Annotated in this window: 30 protein-coding genes; 28 read left to right on the top strand and 2 right to left on the bottom strand. The window is 58.9% G+C overall.

What is annotated here, in order from left to right:
- Positions 1 to 7 precede the first annotated feature (7 nt).
- The 26 genes from rplB (at position 8) to bfr (ending at position 13,999) form a co-directional block, all read left to right on the top strand.
- Positions 8 to 832 carry a 50S ribosomal protein L2 gene (gene rplB, locus NP552_RS19310; protein WP_078481646.1) on the top strand — a complete coding sequence of 275 codons (825 nt, stop codon included), beginning with the start codon at positions 8 to 10 and terminating at the stop codon, positions 830 to 832.
- A gap of 16 nt (positions 833 to 848) precedes the next feature.
- Complete coding sequence (rpsS, locus tag NP552_RS19305; protein WP_002555486.1) at positions 849 to 1,124, top strand: 30S ribosomal protein S19; 276 nt, start codon at positions 849 to 851, stop codon at positions 1,122 to 1,124.
- 11 nt (positions 1,125 to 1,135) lie between these two features.
- Complete coding sequence (gene rplV, locus NP552_RS19300; RefSeq protein ID WP_003103908.1) at positions 1,136 to 1,468, top strand: 50S ribosomal protein L22; 333 nt, start codon at positions 1,136 to 1,138, stop codon at positions 1,466 to 1,468.
- A gap of 13 nt (positions 1,469 to 1,481) precedes the next feature.
- A complete protein-coding gene (rpsC, locus tag NP552_RS19295; RefSeq protein ID WP_010220308.1) occupies positions 1,482 to 2,168 on the top strand; it encodes a 30S ribosomal protein S3 in 687 nt (228 codons plus the stop codon).
- Between the two features lie 12 nt (positions 2,169 to 2,180).
- Positions 2,181 to 2,594 carry a 50S ribosomal protein L16 gene (gene rplP / locus NP552_RS19290; protein WP_003255479.1) on the top strand — a complete coding sequence of 138 codons (414 nt, stop codon included), beginning with the start codon at positions 2,181 to 2,183 and terminating at the stop codon, positions 2,592 to 2,594.
- Positions 2,594 to 2,785, top strand: coding sequence for a 50S ribosomal protein L29 (gene rpmC, locus NP552_RS19285; protein ID WP_002555481.1), 192 nt, complete (start codon positions 2,594 to 2,596; stop codon positions 2,783 to 2,785). The genes rplP and rpmC overlap by 1 nt, the downstream gene beginning before the upstream one ends.
- Positions 2,786 to 2,787: 2 nt before the next feature.
- Positions 2,788 to 3,054, top strand: a complete 267-nt coding sequence (gene rpsQ / locus NP552_RS19280; RefSeq protein WP_008374160.1) for a 30S ribosomal protein S17 — start codon at positions 2,788 to 2,790, stop codon at positions 3,052 to 3,054.
- A gap of 23 nt (positions 3,055 to 3,077) precedes the next feature.
- The gene (gene rplN, locus NP552_RS19275; protein ID WP_002555479.1) at positions 3,078 to 3,446 is read left to right on the top strand and encodes a 50S ribosomal protein L14; all 369 of its coding nucleotides are present in this window, start codon (positions 3,078 to 3,080) and stop codon (positions 3,444 to 3,446) included.
- 11 nt (positions 3,447 to 3,457) lie between these two features.
- On the top strand, positions 3,458 to 3,772 hold the full coding sequence (gene rplX / locus NP552_RS19270) for a 50S ribosomal protein L24 (protein WP_008374158.1): 315 nt from the start codon (positions 3,458 to 3,460) through the stop codon (positions 3,770 to 3,772).
- A gap of 20 nt (positions 3,773 to 3,792) precedes the next feature.
- Positions 3,793 to 4,332 (top strand): 50S ribosomal protein L5, encoded by a 540-nt coding sequence (gene rplE, locus NP552_RS19265; RefSeq protein ID WP_043861930.1) that lies wholly within the window; start codon positions 3,793 to 3,795, stop codon positions 4,330 to 4,332.
- 13 nt (positions 4,333 to 4,345) lie between these two features.
- Positions 4,346 to 4,651, top strand: a complete 306-nt coding sequence (gene rpsN, locus NP552_RS19260; protein ID WP_043861929.1) for a 30S ribosomal protein S14 — start codon at positions 4,346 to 4,348, stop codon at positions 4,649 to 4,651.
- Positions 4,652 to 4,859: 208 nt separating this feature from the next.
- Complete coding sequence (rpsH, locus tag NP552_RS19255; RefSeq protein ID WP_010220313.1) at positions 4,860 to 5,252, top strand: 30S ribosomal protein S8; 393 nt, start codon at positions 4,860 to 4,862, stop codon at positions 5,250 to 5,252.
- Between the two features lie 12 nt (positions 5,253 to 5,264).
- Positions 5,265 to 5,798, top strand: coding sequence for a 50S ribosomal protein L6 (gene rplF / locus NP552_RS19250; protein ID WP_043861928.1), 534 nt, complete (start codon positions 5,265 to 5,267; stop codon positions 5,796 to 5,798).
- A 10-nt stretch (positions 5,799 to 5,808) separates the two neighbouring features.
- The gene (gene rplR / locus NP552_RS19245; protein ID WP_043861927.1) at positions 5,809 to 6,159 is read left to right on the top strand and encodes a 50S ribosomal protein L18; all 351 of its coding nucleotides are present in this window, start codon (positions 5,809 to 5,811) and stop codon (positions 6,157 to 6,159) included.
- 3 nt (positions 6,160 to 6,162) lie between these two features.
- A complete protein-coding gene (gene rpsE, locus NP552_RS19240) occupies positions 6,163 to 6,663 on the top strand; it encodes a 30S ribosomal protein S5 (protein ID WP_043861926.1) in 501 nt (166 codons plus the stop codon).
- A gap of 2 nt (positions 6,664 to 6,665) precedes the next feature.
- Positions 6,666 to 6,842 (top strand): 50S ribosomal protein L30, encoded by a 177-nt coding sequence (gene rpmD / locus NP552_RS19235; RefSeq protein ID WP_010220317.1) that lies wholly within the window; start codon positions 6,666 to 6,668, stop codon positions 6,840 to 6,842.
- 3 nt (positions 6,843 to 6,845) lie between these two features.
- Positions 6,846 to 7,280 carry a 50S ribosomal protein L15 gene (gene rplO, locus NP552_RS19230; protein WP_010220318.1) on the top strand — a complete coding sequence of 145 codons (435 nt, stop codon included), beginning with the start codon at positions 6,846 to 6,848 and terminating at the stop codon, positions 7,278 to 7,280.
- Positions 7,281 to 8,612 (top strand): preprotein translocase subunit SecY, encoded by a 1,332-nt coding sequence (secY, locus tag NP552_RS19225; protein ID WP_043861925.1) that lies wholly within the window; start codon positions 7,281 to 7,283, stop codon positions 8,610 to 8,612.
- Positions 8,613 to 8,640: 28 nt separating this feature from the next.
- Positions 8,641 to 8,757 carry a 50S ribosomal protein L36 gene (rpmJ, locus tag NP552_RS19220; protein ID WP_002555468.1) on the top strand — a complete coding sequence of 39 codons (117 nt, stop codon included), beginning with the start codon at positions 8,641 to 8,643 and terminating at the stop codon, positions 8,755 to 8,757.
- Between the two features lie 131 nt (positions 8,758 to 8,888).
- Positions 8,889 to 9,245, top strand: a complete 357-nt coding sequence (gene rpsM, locus NP552_RS19215; RefSeq protein ID WP_043861924.1) for a 30S ribosomal protein S13 — start codon at positions 8,889 to 8,891, stop codon at positions 9,243 to 9,245.
- A 30-nt stretch (positions 9,246 to 9,275) separates the two neighbouring features.
- Positions 9,276 to 9,665: a 30S ribosomal protein S11 gene (gene rpsK, locus NP552_RS19210; protein WP_002555466.1), complete on the top strand. Its 390-nt coding sequence runs from the start codon at positions 9,276 to 9,278 to the stop codon at positions 9,663 to 9,665.
- 15 nt (positions 9,666 to 9,680) lie between these two features.
- The gene (gene rpsD / locus NP552_RS19205) at positions 9,681 to 10,301 is read left to right on the top strand and encodes a 30S ribosomal protein S4 (protein WP_043861923.1); all 621 of its coding nucleotides are present in this window, start codon (positions 9,681 to 9,683) and stop codon (positions 10,299 to 10,301) included.
- 22 nt (positions 10,302 to 10,323) lie between these two features.
- Positions 10,324 to 11,325 carry a DNA-directed RNA polymerase subunit alpha gene (locus NP552_RS19200; RefSeq protein WP_003186012.1) on the top strand — a complete coding sequence of 334 codons (1,002 nt, stop codon included), beginning with the start codon at positions 10,324 to 10,326 and terminating at the stop codon, positions 11,323 to 11,325.
- A 43-nt stretch (positions 11,326 to 11,368) separates the two neighbouring features.
- Positions 11,369 to 11,755 carry a 50S ribosomal protein L17 gene (rplQ, locus tag NP552_RS19195; protein WP_002555463.1) on the top strand — a complete coding sequence of 129 codons (387 nt, stop codon included), beginning with the start codon at positions 11,369 to 11,371 and terminating at the stop codon, positions 11,753 to 11,755.
- 175 nt (positions 11,756 to 11,930) lie between these two features.
- Positions 11,931 to 13,379 carry a catalase gene (locus tag NP552_RS19190; RefSeq protein ID WP_043861922.1) on the top strand — a complete coding sequence of 483 codons (1,449 nt, stop codon included), beginning with the start codon at positions 11,931 to 11,933 and terminating at the stop codon, positions 13,377 to 13,379.
- A gap of 155 nt (positions 13,380 to 13,534) precedes the next feature.
- The gene (gene bfr, locus NP552_RS19185; RefSeq protein WP_043861921.1) at positions 13,535 to 13,999 is read left to right on the top strand and encodes a bacterioferritin; all 465 of its coding nucleotides are present in this window, start codon (positions 13,535 to 13,537) and stop codon (positions 13,997 to 13,999) included.
- A gap of 99 nt (positions 14,000 to 14,098) precedes the next feature.
- Here bfr and uvrA read toward each other — a convergent pair whose 3' ends face one another.
- Positions 14,099 to 16,933: an excinuclease ABC subunit UvrA gene (gene uvrA, locus NP552_RS19180; RefSeq protein ID WP_104571870.1), complete on the bottom strand. Its 2,835-nt coding sequence runs from the start codon at positions 16,931 to 16,933 to the stop codon at positions 14,099 to 14,101.
- Between the two features lie 129 nt (positions 16,934 to 17,062).
- Between uvrA and NP552_RS19175 the strand changes: the two genes are divergently transcribed.
- Together NP552_RS19175 and NP552_RS19170 are read left to right on the top strand one after the other, a co-directional pair.
- Positions 17,063 to 18,457, top strand: a complete 1,395-nt coding sequence (locus tag NP552_RS19175; protein ID WP_043861919.1) for an MFS transporter — start codon at positions 17,063 to 17,065, stop codon at positions 18,455 to 18,457.
- Positions 18,458 to 18,466: 9 nt separating this feature from the next.
- Complete coding sequence (locus NP552_RS19170) at positions 18,467 to 18,982, top strand: single-stranded DNA-binding protein (RefSeq protein ID WP_043861918.1); 516 nt, start codon at positions 18,467 to 18,469, stop codon at positions 18,980 to 18,982.
- Between the two features lie 174 nt (positions 18,983 to 19,156).
- Here NP552_RS19170 and NP552_RS19165 read toward each other — a convergent pair whose 3' ends face one another.
- The gene (locus NP552_RS19165) at positions 19,157 to 19,729 is read right to left on the bottom strand and encodes a hypothetical protein (protein WP_100634175.1); all 573 of its coding nucleotides are present in this window, start codon (positions 19,727 to 19,729) and stop codon (positions 19,157 to 19,159) included.
- Positions 19,730 to 19,800: the final 71 nt, after the last annotated feature.

The raw sequence follows: 19,800 nt of genomic DNA, 5'->3' as shown, positions 1-19,800 counted from the left end.
GTGCATCATGGCAATCGTTAAATGCAAACCGACTTCCCCTGGCCGCCGTTTCGTGGTCAAGGTGGTCAACAAGGAGCTGCATAAAGGCGCTCCTCACGCACCGCTGCTCGAGAAGAAATCGAAGTCTGGTGGTCGTAACAACAATGGCCGCATCACTACGCGTCACGTAGGTGGTGGTCATAAGCAGCATTACCGTATGGTCGACTTCCGTCGCAACGACAAGGACGGCATCGTCGCCACTGTCGAGCGTATCGAATACGACCCGAACCGTACTGCTCACATCGCACTGCTCTGCTACGCAGACGGCGAGCGCCGCTACATCATCGCCCCTAAAGGCGTGAGTGCTGGCGACCAGCTGATCGCAGGTGCTCTGGCTCCAATCAAGCCAGGCAACTCCCTGCAACTGCGCAACATTCCAGTGGGTAGCACCATTCACGGCATCGAGCTGAAGCCGGGCAAAGGTGCACAGATCGCTCGTTCCGCTGGTGCTTCGGCTCAGCTGATCGCTCGCGAAGGTGTCTATGTGACCCTGCGTCTGCGCTCTGGTGAAATGCGTAAAGTCCTGGCTGAGTGCCGTGCGACCCTGGGCGAAGTCTCGAACTCCGAGCACAGCCTGCGTTCGCTGGGTAAAGCTGGTGCCAAACGCTGGCGTGGCGTTCGCCCAACCGTTCGTGGTGTTGCCATGAACCCGGTTGACCACCCACATGGTGGTGGTGAAGGTCGTACCTCCGGTGGTCGTCATCCGGTATCGCCATGGGGCTTCCCGACTAAGGGCGCGAAGACTCGTGGTAATAAGCGTACCGACAAAATGATCGTCCGTCGTCGCAAGTAAATAGAGGGATACGACAGTGCCACGTTCTCTGAAAAAAGGTCCTTTTATCGATCTTCACCTACTGAAGAAGATCGAAGTGGCGGCGGAAAAGAACGATCGCAAACCAGTTAAGACCTGGTCGCGCCGTTCGATGATCCTGCCACAAATGGTCGGTCTGACCATCGCGGTACACAACGGTCGCCAACACGTCCCAGTTCTCGTGAACGAAGACATGGTCGGCCATAAACTGGGCGAGTTCGCCGGTACCCGCACCTACCGCGGGCACGTGGCTGACAAGAAAGCCAAGCGTTAAGGGGTAAGGAAATGGAAGTAGCCGCTAAGTTGTCGGGCGCTCGCATCTCCGCCCAGAAAGCCCGCTTGGTCGCCGACCAGATCCGCGGGAAGAAGGTGGGCGAAGCGCTCAACCTGTTGGCCTTCAGCAGCAAAAAAGCCGCTGAAATCATGAAGAAAGTCCTCGAGTCGGCCGTAGCCAACGCCGAGCATAACGAAGGCGCAGACGTTGATGACCTGAAGGTCTCCACCGTTTTCGTCAACGAAGGGCGTTCGCTGAAGCGCATCATGCCGCGTGCCAAAGGCCGCGCTGATCGCATCGTCAAGCGGTCTTGCCATATCACTGTCAAGGTTGCGGACAAGTAACGGAGTCGATCAGATGGGTCAGAAAGTACATCCCACTGGCATTCGCCTGGGAATCGTCAAGGAGCACACCTCCGTCTGGTACGCAGACGGTCGGACTTATGCGGACTATTTGCTCGCAGATCTGAATGTGCGTGAGTACCTCCAAGACAAACTAAAAAGCGCGTCCGTTAGCCGTATCGATATCCATCGTCCGGCTCAAACTGCACGCATCACCATCCACACCGCTCGTCCAGGTATCGTTATCGGGAAGAAAGGTGAAGATGTTGAGAAACTGCGTCAGGACCTGACCAAGCAAATGGGTGTGCCTGTGCACATCAATATCGAAGAGATCCGCAAGCCGGAACTCGACGGTATGCTGGTAGCTCAGAGCGTAGCTCAGCAGCTGGAGCGTCGTGTGATGTTCCGTCGCGCCATGAAGCGCGCCGTACAGAACGCCATGCGTATTGGTGCCAAGGGCATCAAGATCCAGGTGAGCGGTCGTCTCGGCGGTGCTGAAATCGCACGTACTGAATGGTATCGCGAAGGTCGTGTGCCACTGCACACCCTGCGTGCCGACATCGACTATGCCACTTACGAAGCTCACACCACTTACGGTGTGATCGGTGTGAAGGTTTGGATTTTCAAAGGCGAAGTTATTGGTGGTCGCCAAGAAGAACTGAAACCACAAGCACCAGCGCCTCGTAAAAAAGCTGCTAAGTAAGGGGTACGCCAAATGTTGCAACCAAAGCGTACAAAATTCCGCAAGCAGATGACTGGCCACAACCGTGGTCTGGCACTGCGCGGTAGCAAAGTCAGCTTCGGCGAGTTTGCTCTGAAAGCTGTTGCTCGCGGTCGTCTCACCGCTCGCCAGATCGAATCGGCACGTCGTGCCCTGACCCGTCACGTAAAACGTGGCGGCAAGATCTGGATCCGTGTATTCCCGGACAAGCCGATCTCCAAGAAGCCTCTCGAAGTGCGGATGGGTAAAGGTAAGGGTTCCGTGGAGTACTGGGTTGCCCAGATCCAGCCAGGCAAGGTCCTGTACGAGATCGAGGGTGTTTCTGAAGAGCTGGCGCGTGAGGCATTCGCCTTGGCGGCTGCAAAGCTGCCTCTCGCCACCTCCTTTGTTAAGCGGACGGTGATGTGATGAAAGCGAATGAACTTCGTGAAAAATCAGCACAGCAGCTGAACGAGCAACTGCTCGGCTTGCTGCGCGACCAGTTCAATCTGCGTATGCAGAAGGCAACTGGCCAGTTGGGGCAGTCGCACCTGCTCTCGCAAGTTAAGCGTGACATCGCTCGCGTGAAAACTGTGCTCAACCAGCAGGCAGGTAAGTGATCATGGCTGAAGCTGAAAAAACCGTCCGTACGCTGACTGGCCGTGTCGTCAGCGACAAGATGGACAAAACCATCACCGTACTGATCGAGCGTCGCGTAAAGCACCCGATCTACGGTAAATACGTTAAGCGTTCGACTAAGCTGCACGCGCACGACGAAACCAACCAGTGCCACATCGGCGACAAGGTCTCCATCCGCGAGACTCGTCCGCTGGCCAAGACCAAGTCCTGGGCACTGGTTGAAGTTCTCGAACGCGCTGTTGAAGTCTAAGGGCTAGGGGTCGGAGAAATTTTATGATTCAGACTCAATCCATGCTCGATGTGGCCGATAACAGCGGCGCTCGTCGCGTCATGTGCATCAAGGTGCTCGGCGGTTCGCACCGTCGCTACGCCGGTATCGGTGACATCATCAAGGTAACCGTCAAGGAAGCAATTCCTCGCGGTAAAGTGAAGAAAGGCCAGGTGATGACTGCTGTTGTAGTCCGCACTCGCCACGGTGTCCGTCGTGCTGACGGCTCCATCATCCGCTTTGATGGCAATGCTGCTGTTCTGCTGAACAACAAGCAAGAGCCGATCGGCACCCGTATCTTTGGGCCAGTGACCCGTGAACTTCGTACTGAGAAGTTCATGAAGATCGTCTCGCTCGCCCCAGAAGTGCTGTAAGGAGATCCGACATGCAAAAGATTCGTCGTGACGACGAGATCATCGTGATCGCCGGCAAAGACAAAGGTAAGCGCGGTAAGGTGCTCAAGGTTCTCGCTGACGACCGTCTGGTCGTTGGTGGGATCAACCTGGTGAAGCGTCATACCAAGCCTAACCCTATGTCGGGCGTACAAGGCGGTATCGTCGAGAAAGAAGCGCCACTGCACGCTTCCAACGTCGCCATCTTCAACGGCGAAACCAACAAGGCTGACCGCGTTGGTTTCAAAGTAGAAGAAGGCAAAAAAATTCGTGTCTTCAAGTCGACCCAAAAAGCGGTTGATGCTTGAACACTGCTAGGTAGAAGACCATGGCACGACTGAAAGAGATTTACCGGAAGGAAATTGCTCCCAAGCTTAAGGAAGAACTTAAGCTGGCGAACGTGATGGAAGTTCCGCGCGTTACCAAGATCACCCTGAACATGGGTCTGGGCGAAGCTGTCGGCGACAAGAAAGTCATCGAGCACGCTGTAGCTGACCTCGAGAAGATCACCGGTCAAAAAGCCGTTGTGACTTTCGCTCGGAAATCCATCGCGGGCTTCAAAGTCCGTGAGGGCTGGCCGATCGGCGTCAAAGTCACTCTGCGCCGTGATCGTATGTACGAATTCCTGGACCGCCTGCTGGCGATCTCCCTGCCTCGGGTTCGCGACTTCCGCGGCCTGAATGCCAAGTCCTTCGACGGTCGTGGCAACTACAGCATGGGCGTGAAAGAGCAGATCATCTTCCCGGAAATCGACTACGACAAGATCGATGCTCTGCGCGGTCTGGACATTACCCTGACCACCACTGCTCGTACGGATGACGAAGGTCGCGCTCTGCTGCGCGCTTTCAAATTCCCGTTCCGCAACTGATTGGAGTAGGAAAATGGCCAAGAAGAGCATGAAAAACCGCGAGCTGAAGCGTCAGCTCACGGTTGCTAAATACGCCAAGAAGCGTGCTGAGCTCAAAGCTACCATCGTTAATCTGAATGCAACTCCAGAAGAACGTTGGGCAGCCTCGATCGCTCTGCAGAAGCAGCCACGTGACGCAAGCGCCTCGCGCATGCGTAACCGCTGCCGCATCACCGGTCGTCCACACGGCGTTTACCGCAAGTTCGGCCTCGGCCGTAACAAGCTGCGTGAAGCAGCAATGCGCGGTGACGTTCCAGGTCTGGTCAAAGCCAGCTGGTAAGACGTACCGGCAGGGCCCTGGCGGCGGGGGAGTGATCTTCCGACCGCCGGTGATCTTGCAACGAAACAAGCCCCTTATGGGGCTTGTTTCGTTTCTGGGATGTGTCTAGAATGACCGGCTCACCTGAGCCCGGGTTTTTTGCCCGTTGCGATCAGGTGACTGTAGTAGCCGAAAGGCTAATTTTTCTTGTATCAGGAGCGTCTAGCCCATGAGTATGCAGGACCCGTTAGCGGACATGCTAACTCGAATCCGTAATGCCCAGATGGCTGAAAAGTCCGTCGTAAGCATGCCGTCCTCGACCCTGAAGGTGGCTGTAGCCAAAGTTCTGAAAGACGAAGGTTACATCGCGGGTTATCAGGTCAGCAGTGAAGTCAAACCTTCGCTGTCCATCGAGCTGAAATACTTCGAAGGCCGTCCGGTCATCGAGGAAGTCAAGCGCGTAAGTCGTCCAGGCCTGCGTCAGTACAAGTCCGTCGAAGAACTGCCGAAAGTACGTGGCGGTCTGGGCGTGTCTATCGTCTCCACCAACAAAGGTGTGATGACTGATCGTGCTGCGCGCGCTGCCGGTGTCGGCGGCGAAGTACTCTGCACAGTGTTCTAAGGGGGGATAAGCATGTCTCGCGTCGCTAAGAACCCCGTTAAGCTGCCAGCCGGTGTCGAAGTCAAATTCGTCGGCCAACAGCTTTCGGTGAAGGGTGCCAAGGGCACTCTCGAACTGAACGTTCACTCGTCCGTTGAAGTTGTTGAAGAAGCTGGTGAGCTGCGTTTCGCTGCTCGCAACGGCGACCAACAAACTCGCGCAATGGCCGGCACTACCCGTGCACTCGTGAACAACATGGTCCAGGGCGTAAGCCAAGGCTTCGAGCGCAAGCTCCAGCTGGTCGGTGTTGGTTACAAGGCGCAAGCCAAGGGCACCGTGCTGAACCTGGCGCTCGGCTTCTCGCACCCAGTGGATTATGAACTGCCTGAGGGCATCACCGCTGAGACCCCTAGCCAGACCGACATCCTGATCAAGGGTATCGACAAGCAGCTGGTAGGTCAGGTGGCCGCTGAAATCCGCGACTTCCGTCCACCAGAGCCGTACAAAGGCAAGGGTGTGCGTTACGCGGACGAAGTCGTCCGTCGTAAAGAAGCCAAGAAGAAGTAGGGCATAGCAAATGACCGACAAAAAAGTTACTCGACTGCGTCGCGCTCGCAAAGCACGCCTGAAAATGCACGAACTCGAAGTCGTGCGTCTCTGCGTGTTCCGCTCCTCGCAGCACATCTATGCCCAGGTCATTTCGGCCGACGGCAGCAAAGTCCTGGCCAGCGCCTCGACTTTGGACAAAGACCTGCGTGATGGCGCCACTGGCAACATCGACGCGGCCACTAAGGTTGGCAAGCTGGTAGCTGAGCGCGCGAAAGCCGCCGGTGTATCTCAAGTTGCCTTTGACCGTTCTGGCTTCAAGTACCACGGCCGCGTTAAAGCGCTGGCAGATGGTGCTCGTGAAGGCGGACTGGAGTTCTAAGTTATGTCAAATAACGATCAAAAGCGCGACGAAGGCTACATCGAGAAGCTGGTTCAAGTTAACCGCGTAGCCAAAACCGTAAAAGGCGGCCGTATCTTCACCTTCACCGCGTTGACCGTGGTAGGTGATGGCAAGGGTCGCGTTGGTTTCGGCCGTGGCAAATCGCGCGAAGTACCTGCTGCGATCCAGAAAGCCATGGAAGCTGCCCGTCGCAACATGATTCAGGTAGATCTGAACGGCACCACTCTGCAGTACGCCACCAAGTCCGCCCACGGCGCTTCGAAGGTGTACATGCAGCCTGCTTCCGACGGTACCGGTATCATCGCCGGTGGCGCGATGCGTGCTGTCCTGGAAGTTGCTGGCGTTCAGAACGTCCTGGCCAAGTGCTACGGCTCGACCAACCCAGTGAACGTGGTTCATGCCACTTTCAAGGGTCTGAAGGCTATGCAATCTCCTGAATCCATTGCTGCCAAGCGCGGCAAGAGCGTCGAGGAGATCCGCTGATCATGGCTACCGTCAAAGTAACGCTGATCAAAAGCACCGCCGGCCGTCTCCCTAACCACAAACTGTGTGTTAAGGGTCTGGGTCTGCGCCGCATCGGTCACACTGTAGAAGTCCTGGATACTCCCGAGAATCGCGGGATGATCAACAAGGCTTACTACATGCTGCGCGTCGAGGGTTAATCGATGAAACTCAATGATCTGAGTCCAGCGCCGGGTTCCCGTCGCGAGAAGCATCGTCCGGGTCGTGGTATCGGTAGTGGTTTGGGCAAGACCGGTGGCCGCGGCCACAAAGGTCAGACCTCCCGCTCCGGTGGCACCATCGCTCCAGGCTTTGAAGGCGGTCAACAGCCGCTGCACCGTCGTCTGCCGAAATTCGGCTTCGTTTCCCTGAAAGCCATGGACCGCGCAGAAGTGCGTCTGTCCGAGTTGGCCAAAGTGGAAGGCGACGTTGTCACCGTGCAATCCTTGAAGGATGCCAACGTGATTAACCAAAACGTACAGCGTGTGAAAATCATGCTGTCCGGCGAAGTTACTCGCGCGGTCACCATCAAGGGTATCGCAGCCACCAAAGGTGCGCGTGCGGCTATCGAAGCAGCTGGCGGCAAGTTCGAGGAATAAATGGCTAAGCAAGGTGCTCTCTCTTCGCTCGGTAAAGGCGGGATGTCTGAACTTTGGGCTCGTCTGCGTTTTCTGTTTCTGGCGATCATCGTCTATCGGATAGGCGCACACATCCCAGTTCCAGGCATCAACCCGGACCGGCTGGCGGAACTGTTTCGACAGAATGAGGGGACCATTCTTAGCTTGTTCAACATGTTTTCCGGCGGCGCGCTGGAACGGATGAGCATCTTTGCACTGGGGATCATGCCGTACATTTCGGCATCGATCATCATGCAGCTGATGACCGCCGTCAGCCCGCAGCTGGAGCAGTTGAAGAAGGAAGGTGAAGCTGGCCGTCGCAAGATCAGCCAGTACACCCGCTACGGCACCGTTATCCTGGCGCTGGTCCAGGCTGTTGGCATGTCCATCGGCCTGGCCGGTCAGGGTGTAGCGTTTTCTGCTGACTTTGGCTTCCATTTCGTCGCGGTCTCCACGTTTGTGGCGGGTGCGATGTTCATGATGTGGCTGGGTGAGCAAATCACGGAGCGCGGTGTAGGCAACGGTATCTCGATGTTGATTTTCGCAGGTATCGTCGCCGGTCTTCCGAGAGCAATCGGGCAGTCTTTCGAGTCTGCACGTACGGGCGATATCAACATTTTCGCTCTGGTCGCTATCGGTTTGCTGGCAGTAGCGATTATCGGTTTTGTGGTGTTCATTGAGCGTGGTCAGCGTCGAATCGCCGTTCACTACGCCAAGCGTCAGCAGGGCCGCAAGGTCTTCGCTGCGCAGACTAGCCACTTGCCGCTGAAGGTGAACATGGCCGGGGTCATCCCAGCCATTTTCGCAAGCAGCATTTTGCTGTTCCCGGCTTCGCTGGGTGCCTGGTTTGGTCAGTCTGAAGGTATGGGCTGGCTGCAGGACATCTCGCAGTCGATCGCTCCTGGTCAGCCGTTGAATATTCTGCTGTTTAGTGCAGGGATTATTTTCTTCTGCTTCTTCTATACGGCGTTGATGTTCAATCCGAAAGACGTAGCGGAAAACCTGAAGAAGTCCGGTGCCTTTATTCCGGGCATCCGTCCAGGCGAGCAGTCGGCGCGCTACATTGATGGCGTTCTGACCCGCTTGACCATGTTCGGTGCTCTTTATATGACGGCCGTGTGTCTGTTGCCCCAGTTCCTGGTGGTAGCGGCAAACGTTCCGTTCTACCTTGGCGGGACCTCGTTGCTGATTGTGGTAGTGGTTGTGATGGACTTCATGTCCCAAGTACAATCGCACCTCGTTTCGCACCAGTACGAATCCCTGATGAAGAAAGCCAACCTGAAAGGCTACGGTGGCAGCGGAATGCTGCGCTGAGAGACCCTTAAGGTTCGAGGAGTTGGTGATGAAAGTTCGTGCATCGGTGAAAAAGCTGTGCCGTAACTGCAAAATTATTCGCCGCGAAGGTGTTGTGCGAGTGATTTGCAGCGCGGAACCACGTCACAAGCAGCGCCAAGGCTGAGTGTGATCTGTGCTTCAAACCCAGCAGCTAGTGCGCTGCTGGGTTGATTATTTGTTTCTACAGCGATATTATCTCGCGCCCTATTTCTTGGCTTCCGGGGCGTAGGTAGCTGTCAATTGGAGTCCCACTGAATGGCCCGTATTGCAGGCGTTAACATTCCAGATAACAAGCACACTGTTATCTCGCTGACCTACATCTATGGTGTCGGTCGCACAACTGCACAGAAAATCTGTGCAGACACTGGGGTCAACCCAGCCGTGAAGATCAAAGATCTGAGCGACGAGCAGATTGAACAGCTGCGTAGCGAAGTTGCGAAGTTCACCACTGAAGGTGACCTGCGTCGCGACATCAACATGAAAATCAAGCGGTTGATGGACCTGGGTTGCTACCGCGGCCTGCGTCATCGTCGGGGTCTGCCAGTACGCGGTCAGCGTACCAAGACCAACGCGCGTACCCGTAAAGGTCCGCGTAAGCCGATCCGCAAGTAATCGCACCAGCGAATCGACAGGAATATAGACATGGCAAAACCTGCTGCTCGTCCTCGTAAAAAAGTTAAAAAGACAGTGGTTGATGGCATCGCCCACATCCATGCGTCCTTTAACAACACCATCGTGACCATTACCGATCGTCAAGGTAACGCCCTGTCCTGGGCTACCTCCGGCGGTTCGGGTTTCCGCGGTTCCCGCAAGTCCACCCCGTTCGCTGCTCAAGTAGCTGCTGAGCGTGCTGGTCAAGCTGCGCTGGAATATGGTCTGAAGAACCTCGACGTCAACGTCAAGGGTCCAGGTCCAGGTCGTGAGTCCGCTGTTCGTGCTCTGAACGGCTGTGGCTACAAGATCGCCAGCATCACCGACGTGACGCCAATCCCGCATAACGGGTGCCGTCCGCCGAAGAAGCGCCGCGTGTAATCAGGAGACAGATAAATGGCACGTTACATTGGTCCAAAATGCAAACTGTCTCGTCGTGAAGGCACCGATCTGTTCCTGAAGAGCGGCGTTCGCGCTCTGGAATCGAAGTGCAACATCGAAGCAGCCCCAGGTATTCACGGTCAGCGCCGCGGTCGTCAGTCCGACTACGGCACCCAGCTGCGTGAAAAGCAAAAAGTCCGTCGTATCTACGGCGTGCTCGAGCGTCAGTTCAGCGGTTACTACAAGCAAGCGGCCTCCTCGAAGGGCGCTACTGGTGAGAACCTGCTGCAACTGCTCGAATGCCGTCTGGATAACGTCGTTTATCGTATGGGCTTTGGCGCTACTCGTGCCGAATCCCGTCAGCTGGTTTCGCACAAAGCGATCAGCGTTAACGGCAAGACTGTAAACGTTCCGTCCTACCAAGTTCGTCCGGGTGACGTGGTCGCGGTTCGCGAGAAGTCGCTGAACCAGCTGCGCATTGTTCAAGCCCTTGAACTGTGCGCCCAGCGTGGCCGCGTTGAGTGGGTAGATGTAGACACCGCGAAGAAGTCGGGCGTTTTCAAGAACGTTCCTGCTCGCAGTGATCTGTCTGCCGACATCAACGAAAGCCTGATTGTCGAGCTCTACTCCAAGTAAGGGCTAGAAAATAGGTGCATCCATGCAGATTTCGGTAAATGAGTTCCTGACGCCCCGCCACATCGATGTGCAGGTCGTCAGTCCAACCCGCGCTAAAATCACTCTCGAGCCTCTCGAGCGTGGTTTTGGCCATACCCTGGGCAACGCGCTGCGCCGCATCCTGTTGTCCTCCATGCCTGGCTGTGCAGTAGTCGAGGCCGAGATCGACGGTGTACTCCACGAGTACTCCGCCATCGAAGGTGTTCAGGAAGACGTCATTGAAATCCTGTTGAACCTGAAAGGCCTGGCTATCAAACTGCACGGTCGTGACGAAGTTACGCTGACCTTGTCGAAGAAGGGTTCGGGGGTGGTTACCGCTGCCGATATTCAGCTGGATCATGATGTCGAGATCGTTAACCCCGATCACGTAATCGCTAACCTGGCGTCCAATGGCGCCTTGAACATGAAGCTCACCGTAGCTCGTGGTCGTGGTTATGAACCGGCCGATTCGCGTCAGAGCGATGAAGACGAAAGCCGCAGCATTGGTCGCTTGCAGCTCGACTCTTCGTTCAGCCCGGTTCGCCGTATCGCATACGTGGTGGAAAACGCCCGTGTCGAGCAGCGTACTAACCTGGACAAGCTGGTTATTGATCTGGAAACCAACGGTACTCTGGATCCTGAAGAGGCAATCCGTCGTGCTGCAACCATCCTGCAACAGCAGTTGGCTGCATTCGTCGACCTCAAGGGTGACAGCGAACCAGTGGTAGTCGAACAGGAAGACGAGATCGATCCGATCCTGCTTCGTCCGGTTGACGATCTGGAATTGACCGTGCGTTCGGCCAACTGCCTTAAGGCGGAGAACATTTACTACATCGGCGACCTGATTCAGCGTACCGAAGTAGAACTGTTGAAGACTCCGAACCTGGGCAAGAAATCCTTGACCGAAATCAAGGACGTTCTGGCCTCCCGTGGTCTGTCCCTCGGCATGCGCCTCGACAACTGGCCGCCTGCAAGTCTTAAGAAGGACGACAAGGCGACTGCCTGATCGTCGTAATCACCGAACGTAGTGTTTGGTAAGGAATGAACCCATGCGTCATCGTAAAAGTGGACGTCACCTGAGCCGTACCAGCTCTCACCGTAAGGCCATGTTCCAGAACATGGCGGTGTCGCTGTTCGAGCACGAGCTGATCAAAACTACTCTGCCAAAAGCCAAGGAACTGCGCCGCGTTGCCGAGCCGCTGATCACCCTGGCCAAGGAAGACAGCGTTGCTAACCGTCGTCTGGCTTTCGACCGTACCCGTTCGAAAGAAATCGTCGGTAAGCTGTTCAACGATCTGGGCAAGCGCTATGCCACCCGTCAGGGCGGCTACCTGCGTATCCTCAAGTGCGGTTTCCGCGCTGGCGATAACGCACCTATGGCGTACGTCGAGCTGGTTGATCGTCCTGTTGGTGGCTCGGTTGAAGCTGCTGAGTAAGGCGAACAGTCTGTAACAAGGAACCGGGCCCAGTGCCCGGTTTTTTGTTTCTGCGTGAATTGAAATAATCTATTGATCTCAGTCATGTAATGAATTTGATGGTGTCATGTTCCTGGTCGATACTTCTGCCTACGCCGATTAGCCGGCCGCAAAAGTCTGATTAAGGAGAGAGTGCATGAGCCAGAACAAAACGCTGACCACCGCCAGTGGCGCGCCGGTCGCCGACAACCAGAACTCGCGTTCGGCAGGCCCGCGGGGTCCGTTGTTGCTGGAAGACTTCCACCTGATTGAAAAGCTTGCGCACTTCAACCGCGAGAACATCCCTGAGCGCCGTGTACACGCCAAGGGGTCGGGTGCCTATGGCACGTTTACCGTCAGCCGCGATATCACCCAGTACACCTGCGCCAAGCTGTTCAGCAGCGTCGGCAAGCAGACCGAGACCTTCCTGCGTTTCTCCACAGTGGGTGGCGAGCGGGGTTCGGCCGATACCGAGCGTGACCCTCGGGGTTTTGCACTCAAGTTCTACACCGAGGAAGGCAACTGGGACATCGTGGGCAACAACACGCCGGTGTTCTTCATCCGTGATCCATTGAAGTTCCCGGACTTCATCCACACCCAGAAGCGCCTGCCTCAAAGCAACCTGAAAAGCCCGCAGATGATGTGGGACTTCTGGTCGCATTCGCCCGAATCGCTGCACCAGGTCACCATCCTGTTCTCCGACCGCGGCATCCCGGACGGCTACCGTCACATGCACGGTTTCGGCAGCCACACCTACAGCCTGATCAACGCACAGGGCCAGCGTACCTGGGTCAAGTGGCACTTCAAGACCAAGCAGGGCATCAAGAACCTGGCGCCTGCCGAGGCGGCCCGCCTGGCCGGTACCGACCCGGATTACGCCCAGCGCGACCTGTTCGAAGCGATCGAGCGCGGTGACTTCCCGAAATGGAGCGTGTGCATCCAGGTAATGAGCGAAGCCGAGGCCGCCAGCCGTGCCGAGAACCCGTTCGACGTGACCAAGACCTGGTCGCAGAAGGACTATCCGCTGATCGAGGTGGGCGAACTGGAGCTCAACCGCAACCCGCTCAACTACTTTGCCGAAGTCGAGCAGGCCGCGTTCGGCCCCAGCAACATGATCCCCGGTGTGGGGCTGTCGCCAGACCGCATGCTGCAGGGCCGCGTATTCGCCTACGCAGACGCTCACCGTTACCGTGTGGGTACCAACCACCAGCAACTGCCGGTAAACGCCCCACGCAGCCCGGTGAACAGCTACCAGCGCGATGGTTCGATGGCCTTTGGCAGCAACGGCGGCGCGGCGCCCAACTACGAGCCCAACAGCTACGCCGACGCACCCAAGCAGGCCCCGCAGTACGCTGAGCCTGCACTGGCCCTCGGTGGTGCAGCAGACCGTTACGATCATCGTGAAGACACCGACTACTACAGCCATGCCGGTGCGCTGTTCCGCCTGATGAACGATGAGCAGAAGGCCCTGCTGATCGCCAACATCGCCGGCACCATGGCCAGCGTCTCGCGCGATGTGGTGGAGCGTCAGCTGCAGCACTTCTTCAAGGCCGATCCGGCCTACGGAGGGGGAATCGCAAAGGCATTGGGTCTCAATCTGGCCTAAGTCGAAGTGATAAGAAGAACCGCCCTCATCTGGGCGGTTTTTCAATGCAATTGACTACTGTTTACCCACTTTTTTAGCGGTTTTAGCGCAATTTGCAGTGACCTTACAGTCATCCTGGTTCAAACTATGGCTTTCACACAGGGAGAGTCAGGGCAATGCAAGGTCACCCGGACGTAATCGATTATCTCAACACGTTGCTGACGGGCGAACTGGCGGCACGTGACCAATACTTCATCCACTCGCGCATGTACGAAGACTGGGGCTTCAGCAAGCTCTACGAGCGTATCAACCACGAGATGGAAGAAGAGGCACAACACGCCGACGCCCTGATGCGCCGCATTCTCATGCTCGAAGGCACCCCGCGCATGCGCCCGGACGACCTGGACATCGGCACCACCGTGCCCGAGATGATCGCTGCCGACCTGCGCCTTGAGTACAAGGTGCGCGCTGCGCTGTGCAAAGGCATCGAGCTGTGCGAGCTGCACAAGGACTACGTCAGCCGTGACATCCTGCGCGTGCAGTTGGCCGACACCGAAGAAGATCACACTTACTGGCTGGAGAAGCAGCAGGGTCTGATCAAGTCGCTGGGCCTGGAGAACTACCTGCAATCGCAGATGTAATCCACCGCGCAACGAACAAGGCCATCGGGGCGTACCCGATGGCCTTTTTTTGTGCCCGCATGCCGCTGTGCAGGAGCCGGCCTGGCCGGCTCCTGCAGTTCAGGCCCGGTCGCGCGCCAGCAGCGGCTTGAGGTAATACCCCGTGTGCGACTGCTTCATCTCGGCCAGCTCCTCCGGCGTGCCGCAGGCGATGATCTGTCCGCCCTTGGAGCCGCCTTCCGGCCCAAGGTCCACCAGCCAGTCGGCGGTCTTGATCACGTCCAGGTTGTGCTCGATCACCACCACGGTGTTGCCGTGGTCACGCAGGCGATGCAGCACGTCCAGCAGTTGCTGGATATCGGCAAAGTGCAGGCCAGTGGTCGGCTCATCGAGGATGTACAGCGTCTTGCCGGTATCGCGCTTGGACAGCTCGCGTGACAGCTTGACCCGCTGCGCCTCACCACCGGACAGCGTGGTCGCCGACTGGCCCAGCTTGATGTACGACAGGCCCACGTCCATCAGCGTCTGCAGTTTGCGCGCCAGTGCCGGCACCGCATCGAAGAACTCGCGGGCTTCCTCGATGGTCATTTCCAGCACCTCGTGGATGTTCTTGCCCTTGTACTTGATTTCCAGCGTTTCGCGGTTGTAGCGCTTGCTCTTGCACACGTCGCACGGCACGTAGATGTCGGGCAGGAAGTGCATCTCGACCTTGATCAGGCCATCGCCCTGGCACGCCTCGCAGCGCCCGCCCTTGACGTTGAACGAGAAACGCCCCGGCCCGTAGCCGCGCGAGCGCGACTCCGGCACGCCGCTGAACAGCTCGCGGATCGGCGTGAACAGCCCGGTGTAGGTCGCCGGGTTGGAGCGCGGTGTACGCCCGATCGGGCTCTGGTCGATATCCACCACCTTGTCCAGGTGCTGCAGGCCATCGCAGTTGTCGTGGGCCGCAGCTTCCAGCGTGCTGGCACCGTTGAGCGCGGTTGCCGCCAGCGGGAACAGGGTGTTGTTGATCAGCGTCGACTTGCCCGAACCGGACACGCCGGTCACGCAGGTCAGCAGGCCGATCGGGATCTCCAGGTCGACGTTCTGCAGGTTGTTGCCGCGTGCGCCCTTGAGCTTGAGCGACAGCTTCTTGTTGCGCGGGGTGCGCTTGGCCGGCACGGCGATCTTCACGCGGCCCGACAGGTACTTGCCGGTCAGCGAGTCCGGGTGCGCCATCACCTCGGCCGGGGTGCCCTCGGCCACGATCTGGCCGCCATGCACGCCCGCGCCCGGGCCGATATCCACCACGTAGTCGGCCATGCGGATGGCGTCCTCGTCGTGCTCCACCACGATCACCGTGTTGCCGATGTCGCGCAGGTGATTGAGGGTGCCCAGCAGGCGATCGTTGTCGCGCTGGTGCAGGCCGATGGATGGCTCGTCGAGAATGTACATCACCCCCACCAGGCCGGCGCCGATCTGGCTGGCCAGGCGGATACGCTGGGCCTCGCCGCCCGACAGGGTATCGGCGCTGCGATCCAGCGTCAGGTAGTCCAGGCCCACGTTCACCAGAAACTGCAGGCGTTCGCAGATTTCCTTGAGGATCTTGTCGGCGATCTCGCCACGGCGCCCGGTCAGCTTGAGGCCGCCGAAGTAGTCGCTGGCATCGCCGATCGGCAGGTTGGTAACCGCCGGCAGGGTCTTCTCGCCCACCCACACATGGCGCGCCTCGCGGCGCAGGCGGGTGCCGCGGCAGTCGGGGCAGGGCTGGGTGCTGAGGAACTTGGCCAGCTCTTCACGCACGGTGGCCGATTCGGTCTCGCGGTAGCGCCGCTCCAGGTTCGGCACGATGCCCTCGAAGGGGTGCGAGCGCTTGACGATATCGCCCCGGTCGTTGAGGTACTTGAAGTCGACGTTGTGCTTGCCACTGCCGTTCAGGATCACCTTCTGCTGGTCGGCCGGCAGCTCGTTGAACGGCACCTCCAGGCTGAACCCGTAATGCGCGGCCAGCGAGCCGAGCATCTGGAAGTAATACACATTGCGCCGGTCCCAGCCGCGAATCGCGCCCTCGGCCAGGGTCAGCTCGCCGTTGACCAGGCGCTTGATGTCGAAGAACTGCTTCACGCCCAGGCCGTCGCAGGTCGGGCAGGCGCCGGCCGGGTTGTTGAAGGAGAACAGCTTGGGCTCCAGCTCGCTGATCGCGTGGCCGCAGATCGGGCAGGCGAAGCGCGCCGAGAAGATCATCTCTTCACCCGGCTCGTCGTCCATCGGCGCCACCAGGGCGATGCCATCGGCCAGCTTAAGGGCTGTTTCGAACGATTCGGCCAGGCGCTGCTGCAGGTCGTCGCGCACCTTGAAGCGGTCGACCACCACATCGATGCTGTGCTTCTTCTGCTTGTCGAGCTTGGGCAACTCGTCCAGCTCGTACAGCTTGCCGTTGACCCGTGCGCGCACGAAGCCCTGGGCACGCAGCTCTTCGAACACCGCCAGGTGCTCGCCCTTGCGCTCGCGAATCACCGGAGCCAGCAGCATCAGCTTGCTGCCCTCGGGCTGCGCCAGCACCAGGTCGACCATCTGGCTGACAGTCTGGGCTTCGAGCGGGATGTCGTGGTCGGGGCAGCGTGGGGTGCCCACACGGGCATACAGCAGGCGCAGGTAATCGTAGATCTCGGTAATGGTGCCCACGGTCGAGCGCGGGTTGTGCGAGGTCGACTTCTGCTCGATCGAGATGGCCGGCGACAGCCCCTCGATGGTGTCGACGTCTGGCTTTTCCATCATCGACAGGAACTGGCGGGCATACGCCGACAGCGATTCCACGTAGCGACGCTGGCCTTCGGCGTACAGGGTGTCGAACGCCAGCGATGACTTGCCGGACCCGGACAGACCGGTGATGACGATCAGTTTGTCCCGGGGCAGGGTCAGGTCGATGTTCTTAAGGTTGTGGGTACGTGCCCCACGTATCAGGATCTTGTCCACTGCGGCCTCGCTTGGCGGGCATAAACGGAGGAGTATACGGCGCGCTGCCACCACGCGGCAAAGCGTCGCGTATATGCCGTTAACCGATCCGACTGGTAGAATCGCCGCCGGTTCACACGAGGTTTATCCATGCACGATCCCCACAGCGAACGCATGAGCGGCAGCGAGACCCGCGCCGCAGGCGGCCTGGCCATGGTGTTCGCCTTCCGTATGCTGGGCATGTTCATGGTGCTGCCGGTACTGGCCACCTATGGCATGGACCTGGCGGGCGCCACGCCGGCGCTTATCGGCCTGGCCATCGGTGCCTATGGCCTGACCCAGGCCGTATTGCAGATTCCGTTCGGGGTCATTTCCGACCGCATCGGCCGTCGGCCGGTGATCTACCTGGGGCTGGTGATCTTTGCCCTGGGCAGCGTGCTGGCAGCGCAGGCCGACTCGATCTGGGGCGTGATCGCCGGGCGCATCCTGCAGGGTGCGGGCGCCATCTCCGCGGCAGTCATGGCGTTGCTCTCGGACCTCACCCGCGAACAGCACCGCACCAAGGCCATGGCCATGATCGGCATGAGCATCGGCCTGTCGTTCGCCGTGGCGATGGTCGTGGGGCCACTGGTAACGCGGGCCTTCGGCCTGTCGGGGTTGTTCCTGGCCACCGCAGCGATGGCGGTGGTGGGCATCGGCCTGATCGCCTTCGTGGTTCCGGCCTCCAACGGCCCGCTGGCGCATCGCGAGTCGGGCGTGGCCAAGCAGGCCCTGGGGCCGACCCTGCGTCACCCCGACCTGCTGCGCCTGGACGTCGGCATCTTCGTGCTGCACGCCATCCTCATGGCCAGCTTCGTCGCCTTGCCGCTGGCGTTCGTGGAGCGTGGCGGGTTGCCGAAAGAGGAGCACTGGTGGGTCTACCTCACCGCCTTGCTGGTTTCATTCTTCGCAATGATTCCGTTCATCATCTACGGTGAAAAAAAGCGCAAGATGAAACGTGTCCTGCTGGGCGCGGTCAGTGTGCTCATGCTCACAGAGCTGTTTTTCTGGGAGCTGGGCAACAGCCTGCAGTCACTGGTGATCGGCACGGTGATCTTCTTCACCGCCTTCAACCTGCTCGAAGCCTCGTTGCCTTCGCTGATCAGCAAGGTGTCGCCGGCCGGTGGCAAGGGCACGGCGATGGGGGTGTATTCCACCAGCCAGTTCCTGGGGGCGGCGCTGGGCGGGATCATGGGTGGCTGGTTGTTCCAGCATGGCGGCTTGAGCGTGGTTTTCCTGGGGTGCGCAGGCCTCTGTGCCCTTTGGTTGGCCATAGCTGTTACTATGCGCGAACCACCTTACGTGACGAGCCTGCGCTTGCCGTTGTCGCCAGAAGCGATGCGCGAAGCGGGCTTGACCGAGCGCCTCAAGGCCGTGCCGGGTGTGACCGACGCAGTGGTGGTGGCAGAGGAAGCCGCCATCTATATCAAACTGGATACACAAATTTTGGATCGTACGGCCCTGGAGCTGCTGGTAAACCCGGCGCCCGCGGCGTGCCAAGCCTAGGAGAACGTTATGGCCCGTGGGGTTAACAAAGTCATTTTGGTCGGCACTTGCGGCCAGGACCCTGAAGTTCGCCACCTGCCCAACGGCAACGCGGTGACCAACCTCAGCCTGGCCACCAGCGAGCAGTGGACCGACAAGCAGACCGGCCAGAAGGTCGAGCGTACCGAGTGGCACCGTGTGTCGATGTTCGGCAAGGTTGCCGAGATTGCCGGCGAGTACCTGCGCAAGGGTTCGCAGGTGTACATCGAGGGCAAGCTGCAGACCCGCGAGTGGGAAAAGGACGGCATCAAGCGTTACACCACCGAGATCATCGTCGACATGCAGGGCACCATGCAGCTGCTGGGTGGTCGTCCGCAGAACCAGGACGGTTCGCAGCAGGGTGGCAACAACTACAACCAGGCCCCACGTCAGCAGGCGCCTCAGCAGCGTCCGCAGCAGGCCCCTCAGCAGCGCCCTGCGCCGCAACAGCCTGCGCCGCAGCCGGCTGCCGACTTCGACAGCTTCGATGACGACATCCCGTTCTGAGCCCTGGCCAACGCCGCGCTTCAAGACAAACGCCCGATGCGCTGCATCGGGCGTTTTGCGTTCTGGGGAAACCTCGGTGGGCGGCGGCCCTGACACGCTTGCGATGTTCAGCGCACGTGCGGGCCTCGCGGTACCTCTAGCGGGCCGCCAGGAGGTGAAGCGGCCCGTGAGCACTCACGCCGCGGCCACGCCTTGGCCCACCAGCCCGGCCAGTGCATTGAGCATCGGTGCGCGATACTCCACGTCCTTCTCGTTCCAGTACACATGACCGGCTGGCAGGTCGACATTGAAGAAGCTTTCGTAGTAGCTGCCTGGCGCCGAATCCGAACGGTCGTTGCCGAACACCTTCAGGCGCACCGCACCCGCTTCAAGCCCGGTGTCCGCCTGGTGCAGCGCAATCACGCTGAAGCGCTCGCCGACCGCCCCGGGGCCATCGACCAGCTCGATTTCATACAGCTGTGCCAGCGCCTCGATGAACCGCTCGGTCTCCAGGCCCAGCGACGAGATCTCGAGCCCGTCGCTGTAGAAGTGCGCCTGTATCACGTTCATCTCGCCATCGAACCCCGGCTGCACGTCGCGCCGCAGCCGCGCCCGCACACCCACCGAGTACCCGGCGAACGCGGCACGCAGGTCAAAGTGGTAGTGCACGTCATCCTGCATCAGGTGCTGCACCTGAAACACGCAGTCCACAAAACCTTCTTCGCCAAACTGCTCCAGCAGCGGCAACCCGTTCTTGTCCAATTGCATCATGCAGTCCCTTGGCGATGGTGGTCAGGCTGGCGATTATGCACCCGTTGCACGCATCGATAATCCGTTTT

Origin of the sequence: Pseudomonas sp. 8209 (assembly GCF_028682105.1) — a bacterium.
Classification (GTDB): Bacteria; Pseudomonadota; Gammaproteobacteria; order Pseudomonadales; family Pseudomonadaceae; genus Aquipseudomonas; species Aquipseudomonas palmensis.
The sequence above is the reverse complement of the archived record's forward strand: the minus strand, read 5'-3'. Positions and strand labels throughout refer to the sequence as shown.

Excerpts from the sequence above, each read along its gene's own strand:
- rplB (WP_078481646.1), top strand. The coding sequence starts at position 8 with ATGGCAATCGTTAAATGCAAACCGACTTCCCCTGGCCGCCGTTTCGTG.
- rplV (WP_003103908.1), top strand. The coding sequence starts at position 1,136 with ATGGAAGTAGCCGCTAAGTTGTCGGGCGCTCGCATCTCCGCCCAGAAA.
- rpsC (WP_010220308.1), top strand. The coding sequence starts at position 1,482 with ATGGGTCAGAAAGTACATCCCACTGGCATTCGCCTGGGAATCGTCAAG.
- rplP (WP_003255479.1), top strand. The coding sequence starts at position 2,181 with ATGTTGCAACCAAAGCGTACAAAATTCCGCAAGCAGATGACTGGCCAC.
- rpmC (WP_002555481.1), top strand. The coding sequence starts at position 2,594 with ATGAAAGCGAATGAACTTCGTGAAAAATCAGCACAGCAGCTGAACGAG.
- rpsQ (WP_008374160.1), top strand. The coding sequence starts at position 2,788 with ATGGCTGAAGCTGAAAAAACCGTCCGTACGCTGACTGGCCGTGTCGTC.
- rplN (WP_002555479.1), top strand. The coding sequence starts at position 3,078 with ATGATTCAGACTCAATCCATGCTCGATGTGGCCGATAACAGCGGCGCT.
- rplX (WP_008374158.1), top strand. The coding sequence starts at position 3,458 with ATGCAAAAGATTCGTCGTGACGACGAGATCATCGTGATCGCCGGCAAA.
- rplE (WP_043861930.1), top strand. The coding sequence starts at position 3,793 with ATGGCACGACTGAAAGAGATTTACCGGAAGGAAATTGCTCCCAAGCTT.
- rpsN (WP_043861929.1), top strand. The coding sequence starts at position 4,346 with ATGGCCAAGAAGAGCATGAAAAACCGCGAGCTGAAGCGTCAGCTCACG.
- rpsH (WP_010220313.1), top strand. The coding sequence starts at position 4,860 with ATGAGTATGCAGGACCCGTTAGCGGACATGCTAACTCGAATCCGTAAT.
- rplF (WP_043861928.1), top strand. The coding sequence starts at position 5,265 with ATGTCTCGCGTCGCTAAGAACCCCGTTAAGCTGCCAGCCGGTGTCGAA.
- rplR (WP_043861927.1), top strand. The coding sequence starts at position 5,809 with ATGACCGACAAAAAAGTTACTCGACTGCGTCGCGCTCGCAAAGCACGC.
- rpsE (WP_043861926.1), top strand. The coding sequence starts at position 6,163 with ATGTCAAATAACGATCAAAAGCGCGACGAAGGCTACATCGAGAAGCTG.
- rpmD (WP_010220317.1), top strand. The coding sequence starts at position 6,666 with ATGGCTACCGTCAAAGTAACGCTGATCAAAAGCACCGCCGGCCGTCTC.
- rplO (WP_010220318.1), top strand. The coding sequence starts at position 6,846 with ATGAAACTCAATGATCTGAGTCCAGCGCCGGGTTCCCGTCGCGAGAAG.
- secY (WP_043861925.1), top strand. The coding sequence starts at position 7,281 with ATGGCTAAGCAAGGTGCTCTCTCTTCGCTCGGTAAAGGCGGGATGTCT.
- rpmJ (WP_002555468.1), top strand. The coding sequence starts at position 8,641 with ATGAAAGTTCGTGCATCGGTGAAAAAGCTGTGCCGTAACTGCAAAATT.
- rpsM (WP_043861924.1), top strand. The coding sequence starts at position 8,889 with ATGGCCCGTATTGCAGGCGTTAACATTCCAGATAACAAGCACACTGTT.
- rpsK (WP_002555466.1), top strand. The coding sequence starts at position 9,276 with ATGGCAAAACCTGCTGCTCGTCCTCGTAAAAAAGTTAAAAAGACAGTG.
- rpsD (WP_043861923.1), top strand. The coding sequence starts at position 9,681 with ATGGCACGTTACATTGGTCCAAAATGCAAACTGTCTCGTCGTGAAGGC.
- NP552_RS19200 (WP_003186012.1), top strand. The coding sequence starts at position 10,324 with ATGCAGATTTCGGTAAATGAGTTCCTGACGCCCCGCCACATCGATGTG.
- rplQ (WP_002555463.1), top strand. The coding sequence starts at position 11,369 with ATGCGTCATCGTAAAAGTGGACGTCACCTGAGCCGTACCAGCTCTCAC.
- NP552_RS19190 (WP_043861922.1), top strand. The coding sequence starts at position 11,931 with ATGAGCCAGAACAAAACGCTGACCACCGCCAGTGGCGCGCCGGTCGCC.
- bfr (WP_043861921.1), top strand. The coding sequence starts at position 13,535 with ATGCAAGGTCACCCGGACGTAATCGATTATCTCAACACGTTGCTGACG.
- NP552_RS19175 (WP_043861919.1), top strand. The coding sequence starts at position 17,063 with ATGCACGATCCCCACAGCGAACGCATGAGCGGCAGCGAGACCCGCGCC.
- NP552_RS19170 (WP_043861918.1), top strand. The coding sequence starts at position 18,467 with ATGGCCCGTGGGGTTAACAAAGTCATTTTGGTCGGCACTTGCGGCCAG.
- NP552_RS19165 (WP_100634175.1), bottom strand. The coding sequence starts at position 19,729 with ATGCAATTGGACAAGAACGGGTTGCCGCTGCTGGAGCAGTTTGGCGAA.